The sequence below is a fragment of the Candidatus Trichorickettsia mobilis genome (assembly GCF_034366785.1).
Lineage (GTDB): Bacteria > Pseudomonadota > Alphaproteobacteria > Rickettsiales > Rickettsiaceae > Trichorickettsia > Trichorickettsia mobilis_A.
This window is the reverse complement of the sequence record NZ_CP112932.1, coordinates 487,741-511,140: the sequence shown is the minus strand read 5'-3', so window position 1 is coordinate 511,140 and position 23,400 is coordinate 487,741. Positions and strand designations below refer to the sequence as shown.

21 protein-coding genes, 1 other RNA gene and 1 pseudogene are annotated in these 23,400 nt (G+C 33.7%); 15 read left to right on the top strand and 8 right to left on the bottom strand.

Translation table 11 applies throughout. The features are described 5' to 3' along the window. The first annotated feature begins 208 nt into the window (after nt 1–208). The 4 genes from Trichorick_RS02325 to Trichorick_RS02310 all read left to right on the top strand — a co-directional run bounded on the left by Trichorick_RS02325 (nt 209) and on the right by Trichorick_RS02310 (nt 3,518). Nucleotides 209–1,009: a flagellar hook-basal body protein gene (locus Trichorick_RS02325; RefSeq protein ID WP_323738650.1), complete on the top strand. Its 801-nt coding sequence runs from the start codon at nt 209–211 to the stop codon at nt 1,007–1,009. Between the two features lie 332 nt (nt 1,010–1,341). Continuing rightward, complete coding sequence (flgA, locus tag Trichorick_RS02320; RefSeq protein ID WP_323738649.1) at nt 1,342–2,079, top strand: flagellar basal body P-ring formation chaperone FlgA; 738 nt, start codon at nt 1,342–1,344, stop codon at nt 2,077–2,079. A gap of 118 nt (nt 2,080–2,197) precedes the next feature. Beyond that, the gene (gene flgH / locus Trichorick_RS02315) at nt 2,198–3,025 is read left to right on the top strand and encodes a flagellar basal body L-ring protein FlgH (RefSeq protein WP_323738648.1); all 828 of its coding nucleotides are present in this window, start codon (nt 2,198–2,200) and stop codon (nt 3,023–3,025) included. 55 nt (nt 3,026–3,080) lie between these two features. Next, nucleotides 3,081–3,518, top strand: a complete 438-nt coding sequence (locus tag Trichorick_RS02310) for a PPC domain-containing DNA-binding protein (protein WP_323738647.1) — start codon at nt 3,081–3,083, stop codon at nt 3,516–3,518. Between the two features lie 202 nt (nt 3,519–3,720). Here Trichorick_RS02310 and Trichorick_RS02305 read toward each other — a convergent pair whose 3' ends face one another. The 5 genes from Trichorick_RS02305 to Trichorick_RS02285 all read right to left on the bottom strand — a co-directional run bounded on the left by Trichorick_RS02305 (nt 3,721) and on the right by Trichorick_RS02285 (nt 9,065). Then, nucleotides 3,721–4,374 (bottom strand): lysophospholipid acyltransferase family protein, encoded by a 654-nt coding sequence (locus Trichorick_RS02305; RefSeq protein ID WP_323738646.1) that lies wholly within the window; start codon nt 4,372–4,374, stop codon nt 3,721–3,723. Next, a complete protein-coding gene (locus tag Trichorick_RS02300; protein WP_323738645.1) occupies nt 4,371–5,576 on the bottom strand; it encodes a pyridoxal phosphate-dependent aminotransferase in 1,206 nt (401 codons plus the stop codon). Before Trichorick_RS02300 ends, Trichorick_RS02305 begins: the two co-directional genes overlap by 4 nt. 555 nt (nt 5,577–6,131) lie before the next feature. Continuing rightward, on the bottom strand, nt 6,132–7,802 hold the full coding sequence (gene groL / locus Trichorick_RS02295; RefSeq protein ID WP_323738644.1) for a chaperonin GroEL: 1,671 nt from the start codon (nt 7,800–7,802) through the stop codon (nt 6,132–6,134). A gap of 22 nt (nt 7,803–7,824) precedes the next feature. Further along, on the bottom strand, nt 7,825–8,112 hold the full coding sequence (locus Trichorick_RS02290) for a co-chaperone GroES (RefSeq protein WP_323738643.1): 288 nt from the start codon (nt 8,110–8,112) through the stop codon (nt 7,825–7,827). 77 nt (nt 8,113–8,189) lie between these two features. Further along, on the bottom strand, nt 8,190–9,065 hold the full coding sequence (locus Trichorick_RS02285) for a glycosyltransferase family 2 protein (RefSeq protein WP_323738642.1): 876 nt from the start codon (nt 9,063–9,065) through the stop codon (nt 8,190–8,192). 23 nt (nt 9,066–9,088) lie between these two features. Here Trichorick_RS02285 and Trichorick_RS02280 point away from each other — a divergent pair, with 23 nt between their 5' ends. Next, complete coding sequence (locus Trichorick_RS02280) at nt 9,089–9,571, top strand: DNA polymerase III subunit chi (RefSeq protein WP_323738641.1); 483 nt, start codon at nt 9,089–9,091, stop codon at nt 9,569–9,571. A 334-nt stretch (nt 9,572–9,905) separates the two neighbouring features. Beyond that, the gene (locus Trichorick_RS02275; protein WP_323738640.1) at nt 9,906–10,121 is read left to right on the top strand and encodes a cold-shock protein; all 216 of its coding nucleotides are present in this window, start codon (nt 9,906–9,908) and stop codon (nt 10,119–10,121) included. A gap of 576 nt (nt 10,122–10,697) precedes the next feature. Here the strand turns inward: Trichorick_RS02275 and Trichorick_RS02270 are convergent. Next, the gene (locus tag Trichorick_RS02270) at nt 10,698–11,954 is read right to left on the bottom strand and encodes a BaiN/RdsA family NAD(P)/FAD-dependent oxidoreductase (protein ID WP_323738639.1); all 1,257 of its coding nucleotides are present in this window, start codon (nt 11,952–11,954) and stop codon (nt 10,698–10,700) included. A 109-nt stretch (nt 11,955–12,063) separates the two neighbouring features. Here Trichorick_RS02270 and Trichorick_RS02265 point away from each other — a divergent pair, with 109 nt between their 5' ends. Then, complete coding sequence (locus tag Trichorick_RS02265) at nt 12,064–12,762, top strand: NADPH-dependent FMN reductase (RefSeq protein ID WP_323738638.1); 699 nt, start codon at nt 12,064–12,066, stop codon at nt 12,760–12,762. A 13-nt stretch (nt 12,763–12,775) separates the two neighbouring features. On the opposite strand, the gene Trichorick_RS02260 is transcribed toward Trichorick_RS02265, so the two are convergent. Beyond that, nucleotides 12,776–13,054 carry a SemiSWEET transporter gene (locus tag Trichorick_RS02260; protein WP_323738637.1) on the bottom strand — a complete coding sequence of 93 codons (279 nt, stop codon included), beginning with the start codon at nt 13,052–13,054 and terminating at the stop codon, nt 12,776–12,778. A 189-nt stretch (nt 13,055–13,243) separates the two neighbouring features. Here Trichorick_RS02260 and ffs point away from each other — a divergent pair. From ffs to Trichorick_RS02220, 7 genes and pseudogenes are all read left to right on the top strand, one after another. Further along, an RNA gene (ffs, locus tag Trichorick_RS02255) (signal recognition particle sRNA small type) lies at nt 13,244–13,336 on the top strand. Nucleotides 13,337–13,343: 7 nt separating this feature from the next. Beyond that, nucleotides 13,344–14,865, top strand: a pseudogene (gene dnaX, locus Trichorick_RS02250) (DNA polymerase III subunit gamma/tau). 17 nt (nt 14,866–14,882) lie between these two features. Continuing rightward, nucleotides 14,883–15,206, top strand: coding sequence for a YbaB/EbfC family nucleoid-associated protein (locus Trichorick_RS02240; protein WP_323738634.1), 324 nt, complete (start codon nt 14,883–14,885; stop codon nt 15,204–15,206). Between the two features lie 22 nt (nt 15,207–15,228). Beyond that, on the top strand, nt 15,229–15,828 hold the full coding sequence (recR, locus tag Trichorick_RS02235; protein ID WP_323738633.1) for a recombination mediator RecR: 600 nt from the start codon (nt 15,229–15,231) through the stop codon (nt 15,826–15,828). Between the two features lie 263 nt (nt 15,829–16,091). Continuing rightward, on the top strand, nt 16,092–16,739 hold the full coding sequence (locus Trichorick_RS02230) for a histidine phosphotransferase family protein (protein ID WP_323738632.1): 648 nt from the start codon (nt 16,092–16,094) through the stop codon (nt 16,737–16,739). Nucleotide 16,740: 1 nt separating this feature from the next. Beyond that, the gene (gene fumC, locus Trichorick_RS02225; protein WP_323738631.1) at nt 16,741–18,123 is read left to right on the top strand and encodes a class II fumarate hydratase; all 1,383 of its coding nucleotides are present in this window, start codon (nt 16,741–16,743) and stop codon (nt 18,121–18,123) included. 192 nt (nt 18,124–18,315) lie between these two features. Further along, nucleotides 18,316–21,066: an AsmA family protein gene (locus Trichorick_RS02220; protein WP_323738630.1), complete on the top strand. Its 2,751-nt coding sequence runs from the start codon at nt 18,316–18,318 to the stop codon at nt 21,064–21,066. Nucleotides 21,067–21,234: 168 nt separating this feature from the next. Here the strand turns inward: Trichorick_RS02220 and Trichorick_RS02215 are convergent, their stop codons facing one another. Next, entirely contained in the window at nt 21,235–22,491 is a 1,257-nt protein-coding gene (locus Trichorick_RS02215; protein WP_323738629.1) for a hypothetical protein, read from the bottom strand. 546 nt (nt 22,492–23,037) lie between these two features. Between Trichorick_RS02215 and Trichorick_RS02210 the strand changes: the two genes are divergently transcribed. Further along, a complete protein-coding gene (locus Trichorick_RS02210; protein ID WP_323738628.1) occupies nt 23,038–23,352 on the top strand; it encodes a (2Fe-2S) ferredoxin domain-containing protein in 315 nt (104 codons plus the stop codon). The last annotated feature ends 48 nt before the right edge of the window (nt 23,353–23,400 follow it).

Below are 23,400 nucleotides of genomic sequence, written 5' to 3'. Positions count from 1 at the left end.
TTTACATCTACTCTCTTAGAGGCTGTCAGATCAGTAGATATAAGAGAGGAATTTTTAGAAAAAACGAAGGCGAGCACCGCAGCGTACTCTTGTACGTGAGGAGCGGAGGCAAGTTTTGACGACAAAATTACCACTTAGATCTACTGATCTGACAGCCTCTTAGTAGATACACTGGCGAATATAATATCAATTTTAAGGAGTCTGAATTATGACCATAGCTGCCTTGAATGCTGCTGCAGCAGCCGTAGAAGTTGAAAGAAGTAGGATTGAGGTATTAGCAAACAATGTTGCAAATGCTAATACTACCGGGTTCAAAGCGTCTGAAGTAGATACAGAAGATGGTTTTTATAACACTTTGAAAAAAGCTGGGATACAAGAAAATGCTGACGCAGGTAAGCGTCCGATTGGAGCGCAAATAGGTTCCGGAGCTAGAATTGCTGGTATTCATCGTATTTTAACTCAAGGAGCATTCAAAACAACTAATCAGCCGTTGGATATTGCTATTGCAGGAGCTGGGTATTTTGCAATTAATATTCCAACTTTCCCTAATGGCAGAGGGTTTACCAGAGATGGGTCATTTAAGATAGATCCAGATACTGGACAAATTGTTACCATTAGAGGAGAGCCATTATTAGATGGTATTACCATACCTAATGGTATAGATCCTAGCGCAGTTACTATTGCTAAAGATGGTACCGTAAGTTACACTGATCCTGCAACCAATGCACAAAATGAAATTGGACGAATTCAACTCTGGACTTTTCCAAATGAAAAGGGTTTGGAAGAAAAAGGAAGTAATACATTGGTTGAGACTGTTGGATCCGGTGATGCGCTTGAAGTTGCTGACCAAAATAATAGGTTTTTACAAAATAATTTAGAGATGTCTAATGTTTCGACTGTAGAAATGCTGACAAAATTAGTTGCTGCACAACGTGCTTATGAGTTGGGAGTGCGTTTTATTAAAGTAGCAGATGAGCTAGAGAAAGAAGTGAATAATATCAAAAGTTAATTTTAATGTGGTGTAAAAGTATTAAGATTACTCAATAAAGTCACAAGTTTTTTATATGGAGCTTAAGAAAGATTCGTTTAAACAATGTATAGTTAGTATATTAGACCTCTTCGGAAATTGCATGAGAGAAGAATTTTTAGAAAAAACGAAGACGAGCACCGCAAGCAGTCTCTTTGTTTGTTGAGGAGTGGAGACAAGTTTTGATAGCAAAATTACCTCTTAGATACAGTTTGCGAGGAGGTCTATTAAAAGATAATATAGTGATAATTCAAATAGTTAAAAAGGTTATTAATGTTAGTATTTGAGAATCAGATTAGACTTAATGTTTGCATGTGAGTAGATATTTATTGGTTAGAGCTTTTTCAAATTTATTAAGTAGAACTGCTTTAAAGCAAGTTTTAATATTGTTATTAATATTTTTATTTTTACCATGTTTTGCTGCGGATGATCCGTTTGATGCTAAGATAGAAGATTTAATATATGAGAAGCTTGGTAATAAGCAGCTTTTGATTGAAGTGCAATATGAATCAAAAGATAGGATAGAGAATTTTAGGCGTAAGCAATCAGAAATTGACAATATATCTTTAGTAAAATTTGATCCTAGCTATGCAACTTTTAAAGCTAAAATACAATATCATAACGGTTCTGCTGATGAAGTGTATGGTAGATATGAGACTTTCATAGAAATGCCTTTTGCTTCAAGATTTATTAAAGCAGGAGAAACTATTACTGCTGATGATATTACTTTAGTTAAAACCAAAGCATTGCGTGTTAGAGAACAATATTTGGTAGATGAGAATGATATAATAGGTAAGCAGACAAAAAAGAACTTTACGGCTGGAATGTTATTTAAAAATAATGAATTAATACGCCCACCAGTAATCAAACAGAATGATCCTGTGAATATTATCTATAGTTCTGAACGGATAAAGCTTAAGACTTCTGGTACAGCTCTTGGCACAGGTGCTGTAGGTGATATGATCAAGGTAAAAAATGAAGATACAGGGATAGTATTACTTGGTCAAATAATTAGTAAAAATACAGTACAGGTGGGATGGCATGATGAATAAGGCAATAGATTTTTCAAAACTCTACTTCTGCAGATGATTTGTAAATGAGGGATCAAGCCTGCTATTCATTACTATCTCTCTTATGATTAAGTTGTAAAAGAGATATAATAGTTAAAAAATGTGTAAGATAAATACAGAATTCTGCAAAGTGCTTGAGTATAAAAAAGGTTATTTGACAATGAAATCCTTAAGAGAGTTAAGTTATATCAAAGGGCTAATCTCAGTATTGCTATTATTTTTATTAAGTAGTTGCACTGAAACCATGGATAAATTAAAGCGAGTAGGTCGTAGTCCTGAGCTTGCTCAGGTAGCGTTGCCAACTGCTGATGAGGAAGCAGACGATATAGACGAAGTTAAGTTGGAGCAACAAAGAAGTTACATGAGAAAAACTAATTCTTTATGGCAACCAGGTTCTATAACTTTTTTTAGAGACAATCGTGCATGGCGTATTGGTGATATTGTAAAAGTAGTGGTGTTAATTAAGGATAGCGCAAAACTTAATAATACTACTAGTCAGAGTCGTAAAGGTAGTGATACAATGGGTATTCCTACTTTGTTTGGTAAAGAAAAAGCTTTGGCTCATACAATTTCTAGCAAAGCAAATCCTGCATCATTGCTTAGTACTAATACTAGCCGTAATCACAATGGCGCTGGTAATATCGCACGTCAAGAAAATATTAATACTGAGATTGCTGCATTAGTTACTAGAGTATTACCGAACGGTAATTTAGTAATACAAGGTCATCAGGAAATACGAGTAAATTACGAGCTTAGAGAAATAAAAGTCGCGGGTATTATTAGACCAAAAGATATTAGTTCTACAAACTCTATTTATTCCGATCAAGTTGCTGAGGCTCGCATCTCATATGGTGGTCGTGGGGTAGTTAGTGATGTACAGCAACCAAGGGTAGGATCTCAAATCATAGATGCTATTTCGCCTTTTTAAATATTTTATCTTGTGAAAATTTTGTTCACAGAGCCTAAATTTAATAAGAAATTTAATGTCTTCAAAGGTAACTGATCTTGCTCATACTTTAGACGTACATGTCTTACGTTTGCTTCCAGGTAAAGATTTAAAAAAAGAAATAGCAAGCTTTGTAATAGCTAATGATATAAAAGCTGGCTGTATTTTAACTGCTGTTGGCAGTCTCAAGTCAGTTAATATAAGATTTGCTGGTAAAAAAGATGGTAATAAAACATCAGGAAAATATGAAATAGTGTCTTTAGTTGGTACATTAGATAAGAGCGGAGATATGCATTTACATATTTCAGTATCTGACGAAAATGGACAAGTATCAGGAGGACATTTGTTGGAAGAAAATATAATACGAACTACTGGTGAGATAATTATAGGTAGCATTACTGGAGTAGTATTTATAAGACAGTTTGAACCATTATCTGGCTATGATGAGTTAGTAATATTAGAAGATAATTCTTAGAGTATATCTTGAAAGTAGATATAAAAGAGGGATTTTTCAGACAAAAACGAAGTCAGTGCCACAAGTAGTCTTTGGGTACTCAAGGAATGGAGACAAGTGTTGAGTGAGCAAAATTACCTCTTAGATGCACAGATCAGGCATACTCTTTACAAAAGAGACATTGAAAGCAACATTTTATTTCTATACCAATAAAAAAAGTTGGTTAGGTTAATTTACCCAGTTCCATTAAAATTTGTTGTAAGTTACTATCATTTTGTTCCTGCATATCTAACAATTGTAATGGTTTGCCAATTATTACTTTTATATTACTGAATGGTAAAGGCATTATCAGCCGATCCCAACTTTTTAACAAAAAAAAATTAGTTGTTTCACAAGATATAGGTATTAATTTTGCATTATATTTTTTAGCAATATTTGTAATGTTACTATTAACTTTGTATATAGGGCCGCGAGGTCCATCTGGAGTAATTACTATATTTGCTCCAGATGATAATTTTTGAATAATGTTCTTCAATGCGCCAACAGGATTACGATTAGTAGAGCCTTCGATAATTCCAAAACCAAATTTATTGATAACGCTACTAATAATCTTGCCATCAGCATGAGATGATACTAAGGCTAGAGTATTTTTCTGTCCACAAAAAATTTGTGGACCAAAAGCAAGTCTATTATGCCACATGGCAAAAATCACTTTACGTTCTGATAAAAATTGTTCCTTACTATAATTATCTGGCCAAATAAAGTGGCACTTTGCAGTAGCATATACTATTTTTAAATACCAATATATTATGGTTGATAATAGTTGAAAAATAACCTTATTTCTTTTTAGTAATGATTTTAGAAATTTTTTAGTCACGGTTGTAGTTTATTACAAGCAGCTTCTATTCGTTCTAATGCTGTCTTAATCGTGGCTAGTGAGGTTGCATACGAAATTCTAAAATAGCCATCGAGCCCAAAAGCAATACCAGGCACTACTGCAACATTTGCATTTTCCAGTAAATATTGTCCTAGATCGTTGCTGTTATTAATTACTTTACCTCTTGGATCACGTAATCCAAACAAAGCTTTGCAATCTGGGAATAAATAAAAAGCACCTTCAGATTTATAACAAGTTAAACCTTTTGTTCGTTTAAAAATAGATAGTGCCAAATCACGTTTTTGCTGAAATTCCAGAGCGTTGACTTTGATAAAATCTTGTTTACCATTTAATGCTTCGATAGCAGCTATTTGACTGATAGAAGATGGATTTGAGGTGCTTTGCGATTGGAGAATAGTCATAGCTTTAATCAATCGCTTATCGCCAGCACCATAACCTATTCGCCAACCGGTCATAGAATAGGATTTTGATACGCCATTTACAATAAATATTCTATCTTTTAAGTCCGGTGCTACCTGAGCAAAGGTAAAAAATCTAAAATCATCAAATACTACATGCTCGTATATATCATCAGACATTACATATATATGTGGATATTTTCGTACCACTTCTGCAAGCTGAACTAGCTCATCATGTGAATATGTAGCGCCAGTAGGATTACTAGGGGAATTAATTATTACCCACTTGGTTTTTGCAGTAATTGCGTGCTCAAGTGCCGTTGGTGTTAACTTAAAGTTATTTTGCATTTCACATTTAACAAATACTGGCACTCCACCAGCTAATAATGTCATATCAGGATAAGATACCCAATAAGGAGCAGGAATAATTACCTCATCACCAACGTTGAGTGAAGCCATAAATAGGTTATATATAACTTGTTTACCACCATTACCCACAATAATTTCATCTAATTGATAATCTATATTATTTTCTCGTTTAAATTTACCTTGTATTGCCTGTTTTAACAGCGGCATACCGTCAACATTGGTGTATTTAGTTATTCCACGACGTATGCCATCAATAGCAGCTTCTTTAATGTTTTCGGGTGTATCAAAGTCTGGTTCTCCAGCTCCTAAAGAAATAATATCTATTCCTTGAGCTTGCAATTCAGTTGCTCTTTGAGCAACTGCTAAAGTAGGTGATGGTTTAATTACCTTTAAACGTTCAGACAATAATTGCATAGATTTTATACTCCATTTTCAAAATAGTAACAATAGCAAGGATTATATTAGTTATTAGTAATAAAATCAAATTATGTCTTGATGAAAAAGTCTATAAGGCAGAATTAGATCTTTGATTCTATAGAGTATTAAGTGGAGTGAGGAGGAAAGTACAACCTATAGTAACTCATTAATTTGAGTGCCTATCCTATATAGTATAGTATTATCAATATGCGCTAAATAACAAGCAAATTCTCTCTCGTGTTTGAGTTTGTGAAAGAGATCTAGGTTCAAGATGACTTTTTAGTTCGGGATTGTATAGGTTCAGCAACTTGGTTCCAGAGTTGCTGAACCTATACAATAGACCTCTTGCATAACCTATTCCGGTTGGTAATTTTGTTGTCAAAACTCGTCTCCGTTCCGCAACAAACAAGGGTACGCTACGGTACTCGACTTCGTTTTTGTCTGAAAAATTCCGTAACCTTCTAGTTTATGCAAGAGGTCTAATGTTTATTAACTTTTAAACTTGACGTGAATAATTGTTAAGTAGTTTTGGGTAAAACAATTCGACTTTTCTTAGAAGTCCATACCGCCGCCCATACCACCCATGCCGCCCATACCGCCGCCCATACCACGACCTCCAGGCATAGCTGATTCATCTTTATCAGATGGTTCGTCGATAATTAGTGCTTCAGTAGTAATAATTAATGAAGCAACGGAAGCTGCATCTTGTAAAGCTGTACGTACTACTTTAGTCGGATCAATGATTCCTGCTTTAAGCATATCAGTATAAGCCATATCCTGAGCATTAAAACCAAAATGCTTGTCTTTACTTTCACTTAATTTTCCAACGACGATAGCACCATCAACACCAGCATTCTCAGCAATTTGTCTTACAGGAGCTTGCAATGCCTTCTTTACTATATTAATACCGGCTTGTTGATCGTCATTTGCGCCTTTTAGTGTATCCAGTACTTTAGCAGCATAAAATAAAGTGACACCACCACCGGCAACAACGCCTTCTTCTACTGCAGCTCTAGTAGCATTTAGTGCATCTTCTACCCGATCTTTTCTTTCCTTAACTTCAACTTCTGTTGCTCCACCAACTTTTAATACTGCAATGCCACCAGCAAGTTTTGCCAGACGTTCTTGTAATTTTTCTTTATCATAATCAGAAGTAGATTCTTCTGCTTGGTTACGTATTTGTGAACAACGAGCTTCAATGTCAGCTTTATTACCGGCTCCATCAATAATCACAGTATTTTCTTTAGAAATAGTAACTTTTTTAGCAGTACCAAGCATCTTGATATTGATATTTTCAAGTTTCATACCTAGGTCTTCACTAATTACCTGACCTCCGGTAAGTATAGCAATATCGTCTAGCATTGCTTTTCTTCTATCACCAAAACCTGGCGCTTTTACTGCTGCAACTTTTAATCCACCACGTAGTTTATTTACTACTAATGTTGCCAAAGCTTCTCCTTCAACATCTTCTGCGATTACTAGTAGAGGACGACCAGATTGTACCACTGCTTCTAGCACCGGTAACATTGGTTGTAAACCTGATAATTTTTTCTCAAATAATAAAATATAAGGATTTTCTAGTTCAGCTATCATTTTTTCTGCATTAGTAACAAAATACGGTGATAGATAGCCTCTATCAAACATCATGCCTTCTACTACTTCAACCTCAAAACCAAAATTTTTTGCTTCTTCGACAGTAATAACCCCTTCTTTCCCTACTTTTTCCATGGCTTTGGCAATTTGTTCGCCAATTTCTTTGTCACCATTAGAAGAAATAGTGCCAACTTGAGCTATTTCTTCCTGACTACTAATTTTTTTGCTAGCTTTTTTTATATCTTCAATAACAGCATGGGTTGCCATATCAATACCACGTTTTAAATCCATTGGATTGAAACCAGCTGCCACAGCTTTATTACCTTCTCTAGTAATTGCTTGAGCTAATACTGTAGCAGTAGTAGTGCCATCACCAGCTACATCAGCAGTTTTACTGGCAACTGATCTTATTAATTGCGCTCCTAGATTTTGAGCTTTATCTTTAAGTTCAATTGCTTTAGCAACAGTAACACCATCTTTAGTTATTTTTGGTGCTCCAAAAGACTGTTCTATAGCAACATTACGACCTTTAGGTCCTAAAGTTACCTTTACGCTGTCTGCTAGAATATCTACACCACGTAGCATTTCTTCACGTGCTTTAGTATTATATATAATTTTTTTTCCACTCATACTTAATTCTCCTTAATGAAATTTAACCAATAATGCCCATTATATCTGATTCTTTCATAATAATCAGTTTTTTACCGTCAATTTCTACTTCAGTACCGGCCCATTTGCCATATAGTACTTGATCTCCAATTTTCACTTCCAGTGGATCGATGGTACCGTTTTCTCTTCTTATACCTTTACCAACAGCTACTACTTTACCGCGCATTGGTTTTTCCTTAGCAGTATCAGGAATAATGATACCGCCAGCGGTTTTTTCTTCTTGCAGCATTGCTTCAATTGCAATTCTATCATGCAGTGGCGTAAACTTCATTTTGAACCTCCATGTTATTTATGTACTAACCTATATATGTTTAATTTAATTTAGTTCAAGAGAAGGTAATAAATTTTTTATAATAATTTTGCTAATTCCTGTTCGTAATAATTTATAATTTGCTCTAAACTAATATTGTTGGAGCACTTTGATAATAAATACTTCCAGTAATAATTACACTTAGCCTGTATAGATTTAAGTTCATAGCTTAAGGCCAGTAGTAAACTTGATTTGTAACTCTGGCAAAATTCTGGATTAGTTTGAACAAAATTTAAAATTGCTCGTAAATTATTATAAGCTTCAAACAACGACTGAGCTTCAGATTTAGTAATATTTTCTGTAATTGAGATCCCTTCATTAATAAAAGCGAATTTGCTATATTGTGCACATCTAAGTGATAAAGACATATTACAATTATACACCAAGTCATCTGCTCCATTAACTTGCTCTAATAGCTTAAGTCTAACTAAAGAAGCTGACAATCCTACATTACGTGAAGTTTGCGGATTATACTCTAAAATTTCTTTGATTGGGCAAGGTATAACTTGTATATTAGAAAGCCTATTAGAAGATTTAATTTCTGAGAAACTAGTGCAGCTTCGTCCAATTGCAACGGATGCAGCCATTGTTTCACAACTATTGATTAATTTGATAGTAGATTCCGGTTGCAAAATCTCGGAACCTTGTACAAAATGTACATAATCACCATCAACTAAATTAATTGCTTTATTAAGACTTAGAGCTGGGCCAATATTTTGTTGTAAAATAATTGTTGTTTTTGGTAAGGTAGCTATACTTTGTTTTAATATTTTTAATGAATTATCAGTTGAGCCGTCATCAACAAAAATAAATTCACGACGAAAACTACCAACAATGTTTTCTAATGATTTTACTAATTTTTGAATATTATTTTCATTGTTGAAAATTAATATAATATAACTACATTTTAACATATTTTTAATTAAACCAGGTTACTATGGCACAATGTAGTGTGTATCACACTATGCATAATGCAATTGAAAAAACAGTGTGCATCTTAGTGGAAAAATGTTACCACAGCAATTTGAAAGTAGTGGTGCTGATGTCTAATCTTGATCAACAAGAGCATTTAAACAAATTATTATGGACCTACTCACAAAAACAGTTTATCCCGCACGGTAGTAAACTTGATCCATTGCCCTACTTGCAACCAGTTTATATCACGGATGAATTTATGAATCCAAATCAGGCTACGGTATTGATGTTAGTTGAGCCAGTAGCTAGCCAATTTGCTGCAATCTTAGATGCTCAAATTGCGGATCATAGTATTTTAAAATTTATCAGAATCTGTATAATTTATAGCGATACAGAGCAACAAGCTACTGCTAATATTCAAAAAATTACTACAAGTTTAGCAAATATTGGCTATACTATTGAAATATACACCCAAAGTGCTAATGGAAATTGGGTTGCAATCTAAGAGCATGTCTGATACGTTTGTCTAAGAGGCGATTTTATCGTCAAAACTCATCTCCGTTCTACAACAAACAAAGAGTACACTGCGGTACTCGACTTCGTTTTCCTAAAACTTTCTCTCTTAGATGGACTTTCAAGATGCTCTAAGCGTTATAAAATTTGTACCCAATGCCTAAGCTTGCCTTTAATTATAAATTGTTATTAGTTTAACATTAACTTATTTGACAGTGGTAGCATAAAAAAACTTGTTTAAATTGATTATTTGCTTTAGTTTCTGCTTATGATCTTAGATTACCAAACTAAGAGCAATAATTCTCTCAATATTTAAAAGGTTTTTTATGAGTACAGCTAAAAAAGTAGGTAACGTCAAGTGGTTTAACGCAGCAAAAGGTTTTGGGTTTATTCAGCCTGAAGATGGCAGCAAGGACGTGTTTGTGCATATATCAGCTGTGGAAAGTGCTGGAATTCGTGGTCTTGATGAAGGTCAACGTATAGGTTTTGACACAGAAGATAATAGAGGTAAGCTTTCTGCTATTAATCTTCAACTTAAATAGATGGTCAATGAGTTTAGAGTTAAGTAAGATTCGAGCTATTTGAAAATTGATGCTTTTGTTATTAGTTACCAGTTTCAGGTAGAAATATATGCTAAATCTAGAGAATTCTATTGCACTCTTACAAAATTCCTGTTCTATAGTCGCGAGCGTTGTTTACAGTTTTTAAAATTGAACGTTAATATAAGACTTACAAGGCCGAAAACCAACGTCATTGCGAGATTTTGTTAAAAATCGAAGCAAATCATGGTTGATCCAGTCTTTTTAGGCTCTTCCTTACTCGAGCTGCAACTGAATCACCACGAATTGTAGAATCCTTATTAGAAATGGTTCAATGAATTGTGTCAAACCGTCATAGCACAACGAAGCCGAAGCAATCCAGTAAAACTGGATTGCTTCGGACAAAGCTCTCAAGCAAGACGAATCTTACTGACTCGGTTCAGTGAACACTCTCTAATTAATGACTCCGCAATTCGTGGGGATGTATCAGCTCGTGATGACGTCTTGTATGTGGTATACTAACCTTCAAACTTAAAAACTTGTGAATGTTATAAGATATTTGATGGCTAAATAATGCAGTTAATTAGTAACGTTGTTTCCAGCAGCAAAACCTGATGACCATGCCCATTGAAAGTTATAGCCACCAAGCCAGCCAGTTACATCTACTACTTCTCCTATAAAAAATAAGTTTGGAATTTTAATGGATTCCATAGTTTTTGAAGATAATTCGTTAGTGTCAACTCCGCCAGAAGTAACTTCAGCTTTTTGGTAGCCTTCACTCTCACTTATTAGTACTTGAAAATTATGTAATGATTTTGCAATAAGTAATAATTGTTCCTTTTTAAGATTAGTAATAGTTTTATTAAAATTAGTATTTGATAAAGCTAAACTATCAACCAAACGGTTTGTAAGGTGGTTTTTTAGATAATTAGCGAGAGTCTGTTTGTTGTTTTTATCTTTAACCAATGCTTGTTCTAGGTCAAAGTTTGGGAGCAAATTAATAGAAATTTCTTCGTCTGCTAGTTGGTTTAAATATGATGAAATTTGTAAAATTGCTGGCCCACTTAAGCCTTTATGAGTAAACAAAATATTTTCAGTAAAACTAGTGTGTTTATAAGTTACTATTGAATAATTTGAAATTCCGCTCAATTTAATAAATAATTCTCTTTGTTTTTCTGCGACTACTAGTGGAACTAGAGCTGGTTTGCGTGGAATAATTTTAAGTCCAAATTTCTCTGCTATACGATAACCAAAATCACTAGCTCCTATTTTAGGAATTGATAATCCACCAGTAGCAATGATCAGAGCATTGCTTATAAAAACACCATGATTGCTATCTATCGTAAAATAATCGCTTTTGAAAACATCGTTGATGTTGCATGTTAACTTTATCTCAACTTGGTATTTTTTGCATAGATCCAACAGCATCTCAATGATTTGTTTTGAGGAGCCATCGCAGAATAATTGTCCTAAAGTTTTTTCATGATAGGCGATATTATAAGATTTAACCAAATTTATAAAGTCATATTGAGTATAGCCTGCAAGGGCGGATTTAACAAAATGAGGATTTTGACAAATAAAATTGCTGCTACTGGTATGCAAGTTAGTAAAGTTACATCTACCGCCACCGGATATCCTTATCTTTTCACCAATTTTGTTAGTATGTTCAATAATTAATGTTCGCTTACCTCTCTGACCGGCATAAATTGCTGCCATTAAACCAGCGGCACCGGCGCCTATAACAATTACGTCATATCTATTATTCAATTTCTTCACAAATTCTGGTTCGATAGTCTTTATGTTGTTGGTGTGATCTCCATAAAATTTTGTATGCAATGCCTAGCTCTGATTTAAAAAGGTTGATTATAAAACTTCATGAAATTATAGTAGTTGCGAATTATGGATATTAATCTTACCCCAGCTACAATATTGAAGGTTTATTATTATGAAAACTATCAACTTAATGTTTTTGCTACTAGTTATAACTTTTTCTAATATTACCTTGGCTGCAGAAAAATTAAAGACAAATAATACTAAAAATATGGCAAGTCATATGCACAATAAACCTAAATTACTATTCTTAGCAGGAAGTGCTCGCAAAGATTCTGTAAATAAAATGCTTGCACATAATGCTTTTGAAATTGCTAAGGCTGCAGGAGCTGATGTAACCTTTATTAATTTAAAGGATTATCCATTACCAATTTATGATGGCGATCTGGAATCAAAACAAGGTCTACCTAAAAAAGCTATTGCACTTAAAAAAATATTTGCTGACCATGATGCAATTTTTATTGCATCACCAGAATATAACAGTTCAATCTCACCGTTGTTAAAAAACACTTTAGATTGGGTATCTAGGAGTAACGAAGAAAATGAACCTGCTAATAGAGTTTACAACAATAAAGTAGTAGCTCTAGGCTCTGCTTCTCCTGGTGGCTTAGGCGGTGGGCGAGGTCTTGTCCCTTTACAAATGATGTTGAGTAATATTGGTGTGATTATATTGCCTAAGAAAATTAGTATTTCAAAAGCATATGATAAGTTTAACAAAGAAGGTTTGCTGATTAATGTTGAAAATTATCAAGAACTTACAGCGGTAGTGATGGATTTTATTCGTATAACTACGGCTATAAAGAATAGCTTATGAGTGTTGTTGATATTTACTTCCATAAGTACTTCATTATCAAAATCATAGAAACCAAAATGAGAGTTGATAGTTCTGCTGCGATAAGAGGTATTGATTTTATGATTATTGCGTAGCTTAACCATAATATTAGACTAATCCAATAAATTATATACATTGTAAATGAGATATCTTTTACGGAACGGGATTTCCATATTTTGATAACTTGTGGCACAAAGGAAATGGTGCCTAATGCTGCTGCAGTAAAGCCTAAAAATTCTTGATAAATTAATATATATTCTAATATCAAAGTCATTTGAAATAAATCTCAGCTTAATTAAAATTATAAAAATTATAAGTTTATCGTAGCACATAAATATTGCAAAAGTAATAATTTTTAAAATATATAATTAGTAGACAGCTTCTTGTTTAAGCCTTATACTTAATAACATTCAATTATTTATTAGTTTACGCTTGCTTGTTAAGCATAAAATGACTATCTTTTATTTGCTAGTGGCGGGCATGAGCTTTGTTCAGGTGGTCAGGTTCGAAAGAAAGCAGCCAAAATAAAATTAGTGGGTCGCTGCTAGCGTTACTAAAATCCTATGATTACATTTACATCATACATTTCTCTTGCTAAAAAATATCGACCAACAAAATTTACCGAACTTTTTGCTCAAGGCGCCTTAACTAAAATTTTAAGTTATGCCATTCAACATAATCGCCTTGCTCAAAGCTATTTACTAACGGGTATTAGAGGAGTAGGCAAAACCAGTTCAGCACGGATTATTGCTAAAACAATTAACTGTACTGCTCAAATGGTGGAACAAGAGCAGGTAGTACCTTGTGGTCGTTGCCAGAATTGTCAGGGATTTTTAAATAATACGCACCCGGATATTATCGAGATTGATGCCGCAAGCAGAACAAGTGTTGATGATATACGAGAAATAATAAATAGTAGTGAATACAAACCTCTACTTGCCAAGTATAAAGTATTTATTATTGATGAAGTACATATGCTGTCTAAAAGTGCTTTTAGTGCTTTGCTTAAGATATTGGAAGAACCTCCGACACATGTTATTTTTATTTTTGCTACTACTGAAGTGCAAAAAATTCCACTTACTATTATTTCAAGATGTCAGAGATATGATTTACGTCGGTTTACTTTTAATGAAATACAACAGCTGCTACAACAAATTATAAAACAGGAAAATTTGCATTTATCACAAGAAGCAGTAAATACAATAGCGCATTTGGCAGAAGGTTCTGCCAGAGATGCGATTACCATATTAGATCAAGCGGCAAATTTAGTTGATGGCAAACAGCTTCAGTCAATTGATGCTGCCATGATCAATCAGATGCTAGGATTAGTTACTACGCATAGTGTAATCAAGATTTTGCAAAAAATTTTGCTACATGATTTAGGTGGAGCATTAGAATTAGTAGAGTGTTTGTATAATAAATCTATGGATTTAGAAAAATTAATTGCCTCGATCAGTGATTTAATTGCCTATTGTTGTAAGCATAAAATGCTCAAGAATTATTCTAGTCCTTTATATGAGTCCTACCAGCAAGATATTACCAACATATTAACCGATGTTAGTTTATCTCAACTTACCATTATGTGGCAGATATTTAACAATGGCTTGCAAGATATAAGATCAGCACATAATTTACTCATTACTACTGAGATGTTAATAATTAAGGCGATTTACGCACAAACTTTACCTAAGGCTGAAGATTTGATCAGTCAGGAAGGTTTGCCCAGGCGCTGAACAAAAAACTACTGATTATAGAATAGCAGATTTCTTAGTATTTCTGTATGAACAAAATGAAATAGAAATTTATTATTTTCTATTAAATCAAGCGGAAATTAAGTATTTTGATGATCTAAAGTTTGAGATAGCAATAAAAAGTGTGAAACATGGTTTACTAAGTCAGCTTCGTCAATTACTATTCGCATGGACAGGAAAACAATGGGATGTTGGTATTACTATACAGCTAGAAATATTGACACTAAGAGATCAATTAGTTAATGAAATAAAATTAGGTCGTGAATGGGGGTTAATTACTAGCCATTTTAGATCGGTTGAGGTCACAGACATATTACTAAATTCGTTCAAATAAAGTAGGGTAGATAATTTATGGTTAATTTAAATCAATTTGTAAAACAAGCGCAAACTATGCAAAAGAAAATGCAGGAAATGCAAGAGCAGATGGCTGGTAAAGAGTATGAGGGAAAATCCGGCGGAGGGTTGGTAGCGATCAAGATCAACGGTCGTGGAGAATGCTTAATGGTACATATTGATAAATCTCTTATTAAAGAAGAAGAAAAAGAGATTTTAGAAGATTTGGTAGTTGCTGCTTTTAATGACGCTAAACAAAAATTTGATAGCGAATCACAAGATTCATTATCAAATACCTTCGGTGGTTTAAGTTTGCCGCCGGGATTCAAGATGCCTTTCTAATTATAGTTGATTTAAAAAATATATGCGTAAAACAAATGAGGTAGAACAATTAATATACCTTTTTTCAAAATTGCCAGGACTTGGACAACGTTCAAGTAGGCGGATAGTATTACATTTATTGCAGGAAAAAGAAGTAAGATTAAAAAATTTAATGGATGGTCTGGCTCTTGCAGCCAGTAAAATTCAAATATGTGAAATATGTCGAAATATTGATTCTCATAATATTTGTCATATTTGCACCACTTCAGATAGGAATAAAAGTATTATTGCTATAGTAGAAACTGTAGCTGAATTATGGGCTATTGAGCGAAGTGGAAATTTTAATGGAAAATACCATGTATTAGGCGGAGCATTATCTGCTAGCATGAAAAAAAGCCCGGATTCTCTAAGGTTACCACAATTATTAGAGAGGTGTATGAATCATGGAGTCACTGAACTGATTATTGCTACCAATGCAACTCTAGAAGGACAAACCACTGCATATTTTATTACTGAGTATTTCAGAAATTATAACCTTAAAATTTCTCGACTTGCAAATGGTATTCCTATAGGTGGAGAATTGGATTATTTGGATGAAGGTACGTTATCTTTAGCAATTGCTTTGAGGCAACCATTTGACTAATATTGCTCAAAGTTGTTGAATTAGCTCATGCCATCCTGATTTATGAAGTGTTTAATATGTATAAAAGAAGTGAGCCGCTACTCATTGCAAGCTGATATATCTCCACTAATTATGGAATTCTCATTCTAGAGAGTGTTCAATGAACTATGCCAATTAAAGTAAGATTCGCCATTACACAGTTAGTTTGTTGAATACTACCAATATTAATTATAAAAAAGATCCTAAAACAACATTAACTATTACATATTAAGTGGTTCCCATCTATGAAAAATCAGTTGTTATTTTCCGAGTTGTTGGCATCAAAATTGTGTCATGATTTTGCCGGGATTGTAGGAGCTGTTGATAGTTGTGCGGAATTATTAAGTAGTGCAGATGTTAATATTAAAGATTCTGCTTTGCAGCTTTTATCGATAAATGCTAGAAAATTAGTTAGTCGCCTAAAATTTTATCGATATGCCTATGGTAATATAGATTCTTTAGAAAATATCAGTATTAATGAGATTCAAACGCTAAGTAATGAGTGTTTGGATCTCGTGTCACAGCAGATAATTTTACAATTGCGTAGTAATTTACATCACACTATCTTGGATAAGCTTGTAGGGAAAATAATAATATGTTTGATTATTATAGCATTTGAACACATCATTAAAAACGGTCGGATTAATTGTCAGCTATCGATTATAAATGATAAGCTAAGCATTATAGCGCAAGCAATTGGTGGTTATCAAAAAATTGATCAACAGAAAGCTAATATTTTACTTGGTAATGAAAATTGGAATAATCTCAATATTCACAATTGTCATGAATATTATACATATTATTTACATCAACAAACACAGTGTGAATTGTCGATTACTCAATCAACTAAGATGATACAATATTCTGTGCAAACAACTTTGGAGCGAAAATAAAATGACTCAATATCGTATTGAAATAGATTCTTTTGGCGAAATCAAAATAGATAATAAATTTTATTGGGGTGCTCAGACACAAAGATCTTTAGAGAATTTTAAGATCGGTGGTCAAAAAATGCCAATGCTTCTAATTAAAGCCTTAGCTATACTTAAAAAATGTGCAGCTTCAGTTAATGCTGAATTAGGTGGATTACAGCCGGAAATAGCTCAAGCAATCGTTGACTCTGCCTCTAAGATATTAACAGGAGAGTTTAATGAACATTTTCCTTTGGTAGTATGGCAAACAGGATCAGGTACTCAAACTAACATGAACATGAATGAGGTGATAGCAAGTATTGCTAATGAGAGCTTGACAGGAGTTCGTGGTGGTAAGTCTCCAGTGCATCCAAATGATCATGTAAATCTAGGACAATCTTCTAACGATTCTTTTCCTACAGCTATGCACATTGCAACTGTGTTGGGAGCTAAGGAACAGTTAATTCCTGCTTTGCAAAAGCTTCATGCTGCTTTGGATAATAAAGCTGTTGCATGGCATCAATATGTGAAGATTGGACGTACGCATTTACAGGACGCAACTCCAATTACTTTAGGTCAAGAATTCTCAGGATATGCGGCTCAGATAAAATTTGCAATTGATCGGGTTGAAGGAGTTTTAACCAGGATATATTTGTTGGCTCAAGGTGGGACGGCGGTAGGAACAGGCATTAATTGCAAGCCGGGTTTTGCAGAAAAATTTGCAATGAAAGTTGCAGAATATACCGGTTATTCATTCAAGACTGCGCCCAATAAATTTGAAGCATTGGCTACTCATGATACTTTAGTAGAATTTTCAGGAGTGTTAAATACCATTGCAGTAGCTTTAATGAAAATTGCTAATGATATCAGACTATTAGGTTCAGGACCACGTTGTGGTTTTGGTGAATTATCTTTACCGGAAAATGAACCGGGATCGTCAATAATGCCTGGTAAAGTTAACCCTACTCAATGTGAAGCTGTAACCATGGTGTGTGCGCAAGTAATGGGTAGCCATACAGCGGTGACTGTCGGTGGCATGAGCGGTCATCTTGAATTGAATGTATTTAAGCCGATGATTATATATAATATTTTGCAATCGATAGATTTACTGGCTACTGCTATGAATAGTTTTGTTGACCATTGTATTATAGGTCTTGAGCCAAATTTAGAACGTATTAATTATTTACGAGATCAATCATTGATGTTGGTAACAGCGTTAAATCCTCATATTGGCTATGATAATGCCGCTAAAATCGCAAAAAAAGCTCATAAAGAAGGGACTACTTTAAAAGCTGCAGCAATTGCACTAAATTTGTTAACGGCGGAGGAGTTTGATAGGTTGGTTAAACCCGAAGACATGATATGATATACTCGGTGAAAATTGAGAATTGCGTCGTCGTATCTAAAGATCTGCGTTCCTCACGTACTATAAAGTACGCTGTGGTACTCGACTTTGATACTCCTAGCACTTCTTCAATTTTGACCTTCGTCTATCTCTTTTATTTTCCTGGAATATTATTTCTATTATTTAATTTGAAAAATACCAATATCATAAGCTATGAAAAAATTAAAGTACTTTGGTTTGACCCTTTTGGTTTTAGTAATTATATTATTATTAGCTCCTAAGCTATTTTCTTTAAACAATTACAAAGAGTTCATCGCTAAAAAAGTAAAAGACGCTATCGGTAGAGATTTATTGATTCAAGGAGATATTTCTTTAGATATATTACCAATACCAACGCTTAAGGTGGAAAATGTAACTCTTTCTTCTTTTGTCGGTGCGCAAGAACCGGCTTTTATAGCAATTAAAACTGCAAAAGTAGCGCTATCTCCTACTTCACTCTTTACAAAACAAATCATAATTTCCTCAATAGATTTGATCAACCCAATTATTTCATTAGAAAAATCAGCAGACGGCAAGAATAATAGTTGGGAATTTTCTTCTAATAAACCATCATTGGTGAAAGAAGATAGTGCTACAAGTCAGGGTACTGCTACTCCATTTACGGTAAAGTTGATTAAAATTAGCCAAGGGCAAGTCCAATATTTAGATAAAAAAGCAAAAACCACTGTAAGTAATATAGATATAGATGCAAATATCAGCAGTTTTAAAGGACCAATAGATTTTACTTCTACTTTTGAAATTTTTGAAAAAAAGTTAGATTTAAAGGGGAAAATAGATTCACTGACAGATATAATAGCTTTAATGGTAGAACTTAAAGTACTGGATAAAAAAATTATACTTAAGGGAGAAATCGATGCTAAAGATTTTTCATTTAAAGGTGATATTAGCAGTGACGGTGATCTCAAAAATATAAGTTCAATCGTACCTAATCTTACTTTGCCTGCAGGTTTAGCACAGGAATACAAGCTTGAGGCTACGATTCAAACAAATCGTGATGCAATAACAATTAAGCCCATTAACCTAACTGTTGGAGCAATTCAGGTAAGTGGAGAAGGTAATTATTCTGTAAAACAAGTGGAAGCCAATTTATTGCTTGATGTTCAACCAGGTCAGATTAGCTTTAAAATTGAACCAGTAGCTCAGGCCCAGAAAGTTAGTGGAACTTTTATCAGTAAAATTTATGCTGAGGCTAAAGCCCCACAACTATTTATAGCAGCTTTGAAGATCCCGTCTGTTCAGAGTAGCCAGTTTTTAAATCAGGCCATATCTTTATCGGCAATGTTAAACTATAAAGAACAGAATGCACTGATACAAGATATTGTTGTTGATATTGCAAAAACTAAAGTTAAAGGCAAAATTGGTGTCCAAGATTGGAGCAGCAAACCTCTACTTTCTTATGATTTAAAAACTGATGATGCGCTAGCTTTAGCTCAGCTCTTTGGTATTAATTTACCGCTCTCTCCAGGCTCAGTGCAGATAAGTGGAGAAACCATCAAGTATAAGGATAAAGAGTTGATCAATACTAATACAGCAGTTACACTTGCACAAATGACTAGTGCTATTAAAGGTGATATAGCTTGCGGTCAGAGTGCTAAATCAAATTTAGAAGTCAAATTGGCCGGTGACAATTTGACTAAAACACTGCAACTATTATTGCACAATAATTTTAACTCGTCTTTAAAGGCATTTTCTTTCTCCGGGCTAATGCAAGGAGATTTATCTAAAGATATCAAAATTAAATTTAATTCTTCAATAGTGGCTAATAATGAAACAATGACGATGATTGGTGATTCTTCGATAAATCTCATTAAGAACTTACCTAATATTGTTTTGAATTTAGAAACTTCCGCTATTAATTTAGATTATTTTTTACCATCAGGGACACCATCTAATATAGGTTCTAATGCTGCAGCTCAAAGAAAAGTTGAACCTAATAAACGTTGGGCAGAAGACAAAATAGATTTATCTTTTCTTGGTAAATTTAATGCTGATTGCAATTTAGCAATCAAAAAAATTATTAGAGGTTCTTTTACCTTCGATAATATAAAAGCCAAAATGAAATTGGCTGATAATGCGGCAAATTTAGTATCTTTGACTGGTAGTTTATATGGTGGTCAACTAAGTAGTAATGGCTCTATTTCTGCAGTAGGGAATCAGCCTTTCTCACTAAATGCTTCAATAAAAGAAGCTAGGCTGAAAGATATCACTCCTGATTATCAGCGTTTTAAAGTAGTGCAGGGAACATTTAATTTGGATACAGCTTTAAAATCTACTGGTGTTAGCCAAGCTCAGTATATTAATAATTTGTCGGGCAATATCAATTTTGACGGTATAAATGGACGATTAAATGGAATTAACCTTCAGCAAGTAGTTGACTCCTTAAATAATATTAAAAATATAGAAACTGTATTCGGCTCTTTAAATAATGCTTTTACTAGTGGAGAAACAGTTTTTAAAAAACTGGAAGGTAGTACAGCTATTAAAGATGGAATTGCTCAGATAACGAAATTAAATGTAGAAATTCCAGGAGCGAGTGCTACTGCTTTGGGGCAAATTAATTTGCCTCAATATTCATTGGATGTTAATAGTACTATTACTGTTGATATTAAGAATATGCCGGCTTTTCAGGTTCATTTATATGGTGCTCTAGACTCTATTCAACACAAAATAGATCTGGATTCCTTGAAAAAATATATTATTCAAAATGTTTTAGGCGATGTCATGAAAAATGTCAAACCTAAGAATTTACTTAAAAACCTTATCGGTGGAGAAAAACAAAGAAATGATCAAGAGCCGCCAGCACAACCTACTGGTCAAGTAGAGGAGAATCCTGACTCAAATCTTTCACCTAAGAAGCCGCTAGAAAATTTAATTAAAAAAGGTTTAAATAAGATTTTACAATAGACCTCTTGTATAAGATAAATTTGTGCGGCGTTACTTGTCGCTCTCCTATTTCTAAATAATGGTGTTCATGTGCCAAAATCCATGAACACCCTTTATAGCTTCTTCTTTAACTCGTTTTAAGTCTTTAAATAGCTTTGACAACCGTACAAATTTTATAGTATATGCCATTTAAAGCATTTGACAGGGAGCGTTATCGTGTTGTAGTTCGTCAATGTGCTGTCTCATTATCACTAAGTCTGCTAATATATCTGCCACTTTTTGACCGATTCTAACTATGCCAATTGCTAAATCATAATGGGGTCGTTGGGAGAAAAATGCTAATAAACCTCCTGCAATCGCTCCAGCCACGATTCCTACCACATTTGATTTAACGGCAGAAAGCCCTGCTTTGATTAATACTTTGCCTATAACAGCAGAAGTACCACCACCAACTCCTATACCAGTTACTCCCCTTATCACATTATCGACCGAACCTACATTAAGCTGATGATTCTCTCTAATTAGAAAATCTCTTAAAAGACTGAGATTTTTAGAAATATTAATGAGAAGGTCTCCAGTTGCTTCTACAGCAGCTACTGCATTATTCAGCGCATTATTATCTTGCCCACCTAAGCAACGTTGATTTACGTAAAGCTTGAAATCACCATTATCCAATTCACTTATATTTACATAGGCATTTCTTAGAAATGCATGAAACGTCTTTAAACTATCAATTTGTTGTAGTTCTGGAGGTAAATTTTCTTGCTTAATGATAATTGGTTCTGTTTCATATGGTGTAATATAGCTAGCTTCAATTCTATTAGTTTGCTCAGAATATATTAACAATATTTCTCCTTTATCACCTAGAGAGAACCGTTTATAATTTATTGGTACAATATCTTTATTAAGGTTATTATATAAAGATAAGGTATGACTATGTAGTGTATTAGAAACTCTCCATAATTCGTTCAGCTTCGCTGCTAAAGCTTTTCTAGGAGTAACATTCGCTAATTCCATCGAAAGTGAAGAAAGATTTCGTTCTACTTCAGTAAACTTAGTGTATACAACTCCAAATTTCTCAATTGTAGAAAGGAATTTTTCTGGATTTTGAGTTATTTCATTTTTTATTTCTGAAGGTAAAATACAAAATATATCTTCTTCAATCAAGACCGAATCTGAGTTTAAACTTTCATTACTTCTTTGTTCATTATAATTAATATCCAAGCTTGATTTCTTTTCCATTTCTCTAGCAATAGTTTGATCGCGGCTTGGTTTATAGAGAGGGCTAGGAGCACCTTCTGTATCAGATGTACTAACTACATCCTGTATCTTGTGTACAGATTTATGCGTTGTATTTAAGTCGTTTTCCTCTACAGTACTAGCATGAGGTAGTATTGGAGCATTAGCCTTATATGTATTAGGCGTATATTCATCTATAGATTTCATGATTTTTCTCCATTAAATTTCAAAGACGTAGATAGAGGTAGCTTATTATCTATGTTCATTCTTATTTCAAAAATCATTATCTAAAAATATTACTCATTATATAATTAACTATAAACTAGATCTTCTACAACTTTTAGTATCTTACAAAAATTTATTCAAAGCAACCTAAAATTATATTTTTTTATAAAAAATTGTCTATAGTTGTATTAGTTTAATATTATTAAGTAACTCAAATATAAAGTACCTGAAGTTTTTGCACGGAGATTGATGGTATACTACGAGTGAATGAAAAGTTAGAAAAATATTTGTCATGCTGAAACGAGTTCAGCATGACTACTGCTATTTGAAGCTACGCACTGTATTTTTCTGACTCTTCATTTATACGCAGTATATAGCAAGCTATAAAATACGAATTTTTAATCCATTTATCACTGATCTTTATAAAACCATCGACAAAATAAAATAGTGCAGTTAATATCCTTTTTCATTCGATACTTTAAAATTTATCTTTCGCGCTCTTTTTAATCTCAAATTGAGGTATAAAATATGACAGTTCCCCATTATGATTTTCATGTTTTCATATGTAATAATCAACGCGATCCTAATGCTGACCGAGGTTGCTGCCAGCAAAAAGGAGCAGAGCAGTTAATTGAATATATGAAAACCGCAGTTAAAAAATCAGCTATAAAAAATATTCGTATTAATAAGGCCGGGTGTTTAAATGAATGTGAACGAGGAGTGAGTATGGTGGTTTATCCCGAAGGTAGATGGTATAGCATAAGATCAACTGAAGACATTGATAGAATAGTACAATCTCATTTTTCTAGTGATGCTATTGTTAGTGACTTATTAATGAAGTGATAATTCTAGACCTCCCTCATATAAGTCGCTGGAGAGGTCTATTATTAC

Excerpts from the sequence above, each read along its gene's own strand:
- Trichorick_RS02325 (WP_323738650.1), top strand. The coding sequence starts at position 209 with ATGACCATAGCTGCCTTGAATGCTGCTGCAGCAGCCGTAGAAGTTGAA.
- flgH (WP_323738648.1), top strand. The coding sequence starts at position 2,198 with ATGTGTAAGATAAATACAGAATTCTGCAAAGTGCTTGAGTATAAAAAA.
- Trichorick_RS02310 (WP_323738647.1), top strand. The coding sequence starts at position 3,081 with ATGTCTTCAAAGGTAACTGATCTTGCTCATACTTTAGACGTACATGTC.
- Trichorick_RS02300 (WP_323738645.1), bottom strand. The coding sequence starts at position 5,576 with ATGCAATTATTGTCTGAACGTTTAAAGGTAATTAAACCATCACCTACT.
- groL (WP_323738644.1), bottom strand. The coding sequence starts at position 7,802 with ATGAGTGGAAAAAAAATTATATATAATACTAAAGCACGTGAAGAAATG.
- Trichorick_RS02290 (WP_323738643.1), bottom strand. The coding sequence starts at position 8,112 with ATGAAGTTTACGCCACTGCATGATAGAATTGCAATTGAAGCAATGCTG.
- Trichorick_RS02285 (WP_323738642.1), bottom strand. The coding sequence starts at position 9,065 with ATGTTAAAATGTAGTTATATTATATTAATTTTCAACAATGAAAATAAT.
- Trichorick_RS02280 (WP_323738641.1), top strand. The coding sequence starts at position 9,089 with ATGGCACAATGTAGTGTGTATCACACTATGCATAATGCAATTGAAAAA.
- Trichorick_RS02275 (WP_323738640.1), top strand. The coding sequence starts at position 9,906 with ATGAGTACAGCTAAAAAAGTAGGTAACGTCAAGTGGTTTAACGCAGCA.
- Trichorick_RS02265 (WP_323738638.1), top strand. The coding sequence starts at position 12,064 with ATGAAAACTATCAACTTAATGTTTTTGCTACTAGTTATAACTTTTTCT.
- Trichorick_RS02260 (WP_323738637.1), bottom strand. The coding sequence starts at position 13,054 with ATGACTTTGATATTAGAATATATATTAATTTATCAAGAATTTTTAGGC.
- Trichorick_RS02240 (WP_323738634.1), top strand. The coding sequence starts at position 14,883 with ATGGTTAATTTAAATCAATTTGTAAAACAAGCGCAAACTATGCAAAAG.
- recR (WP_323738633.1), top strand. The coding sequence starts at position 15,229 with ATGCGTAAAACAAATGAGGTAGAACAATTAATATACCTTTTTTCAAAA.
- Trichorick_RS02230 (WP_323738632.1), top strand. The coding sequence starts at position 16,092 with ATGAAAAATCAGTTGTTATTTTCCGAGTTGTTGGCATCAAAATTGTGT.
- fumC (WP_323738631.1), top strand. The coding sequence starts at position 16,741 with ATGACTCAATATCGTATTGAAATAGATTCTTTTGGCGAAATCAAAATA.
- Trichorick_RS02220 (WP_323738630.1), top strand. The coding sequence starts at position 18,316 with ATGAAAAAATTAAAGTACTTTGGTTTGACCCTTTTGGTTTTAGTAATT.
- Trichorick_RS02215 (WP_323738629.1), bottom strand. The coding sequence starts at position 22,491 with ATGAAATCTATAGATGAATATACGCCTAATACATATAAGGCTAATGCT.
- Trichorick_RS02210 (WP_323738628.1), top strand. The coding sequence starts at position 23,038 with ATGACAGTTCCCCATTATGATTTTCATGTTTTCATATGTAATAATCAA.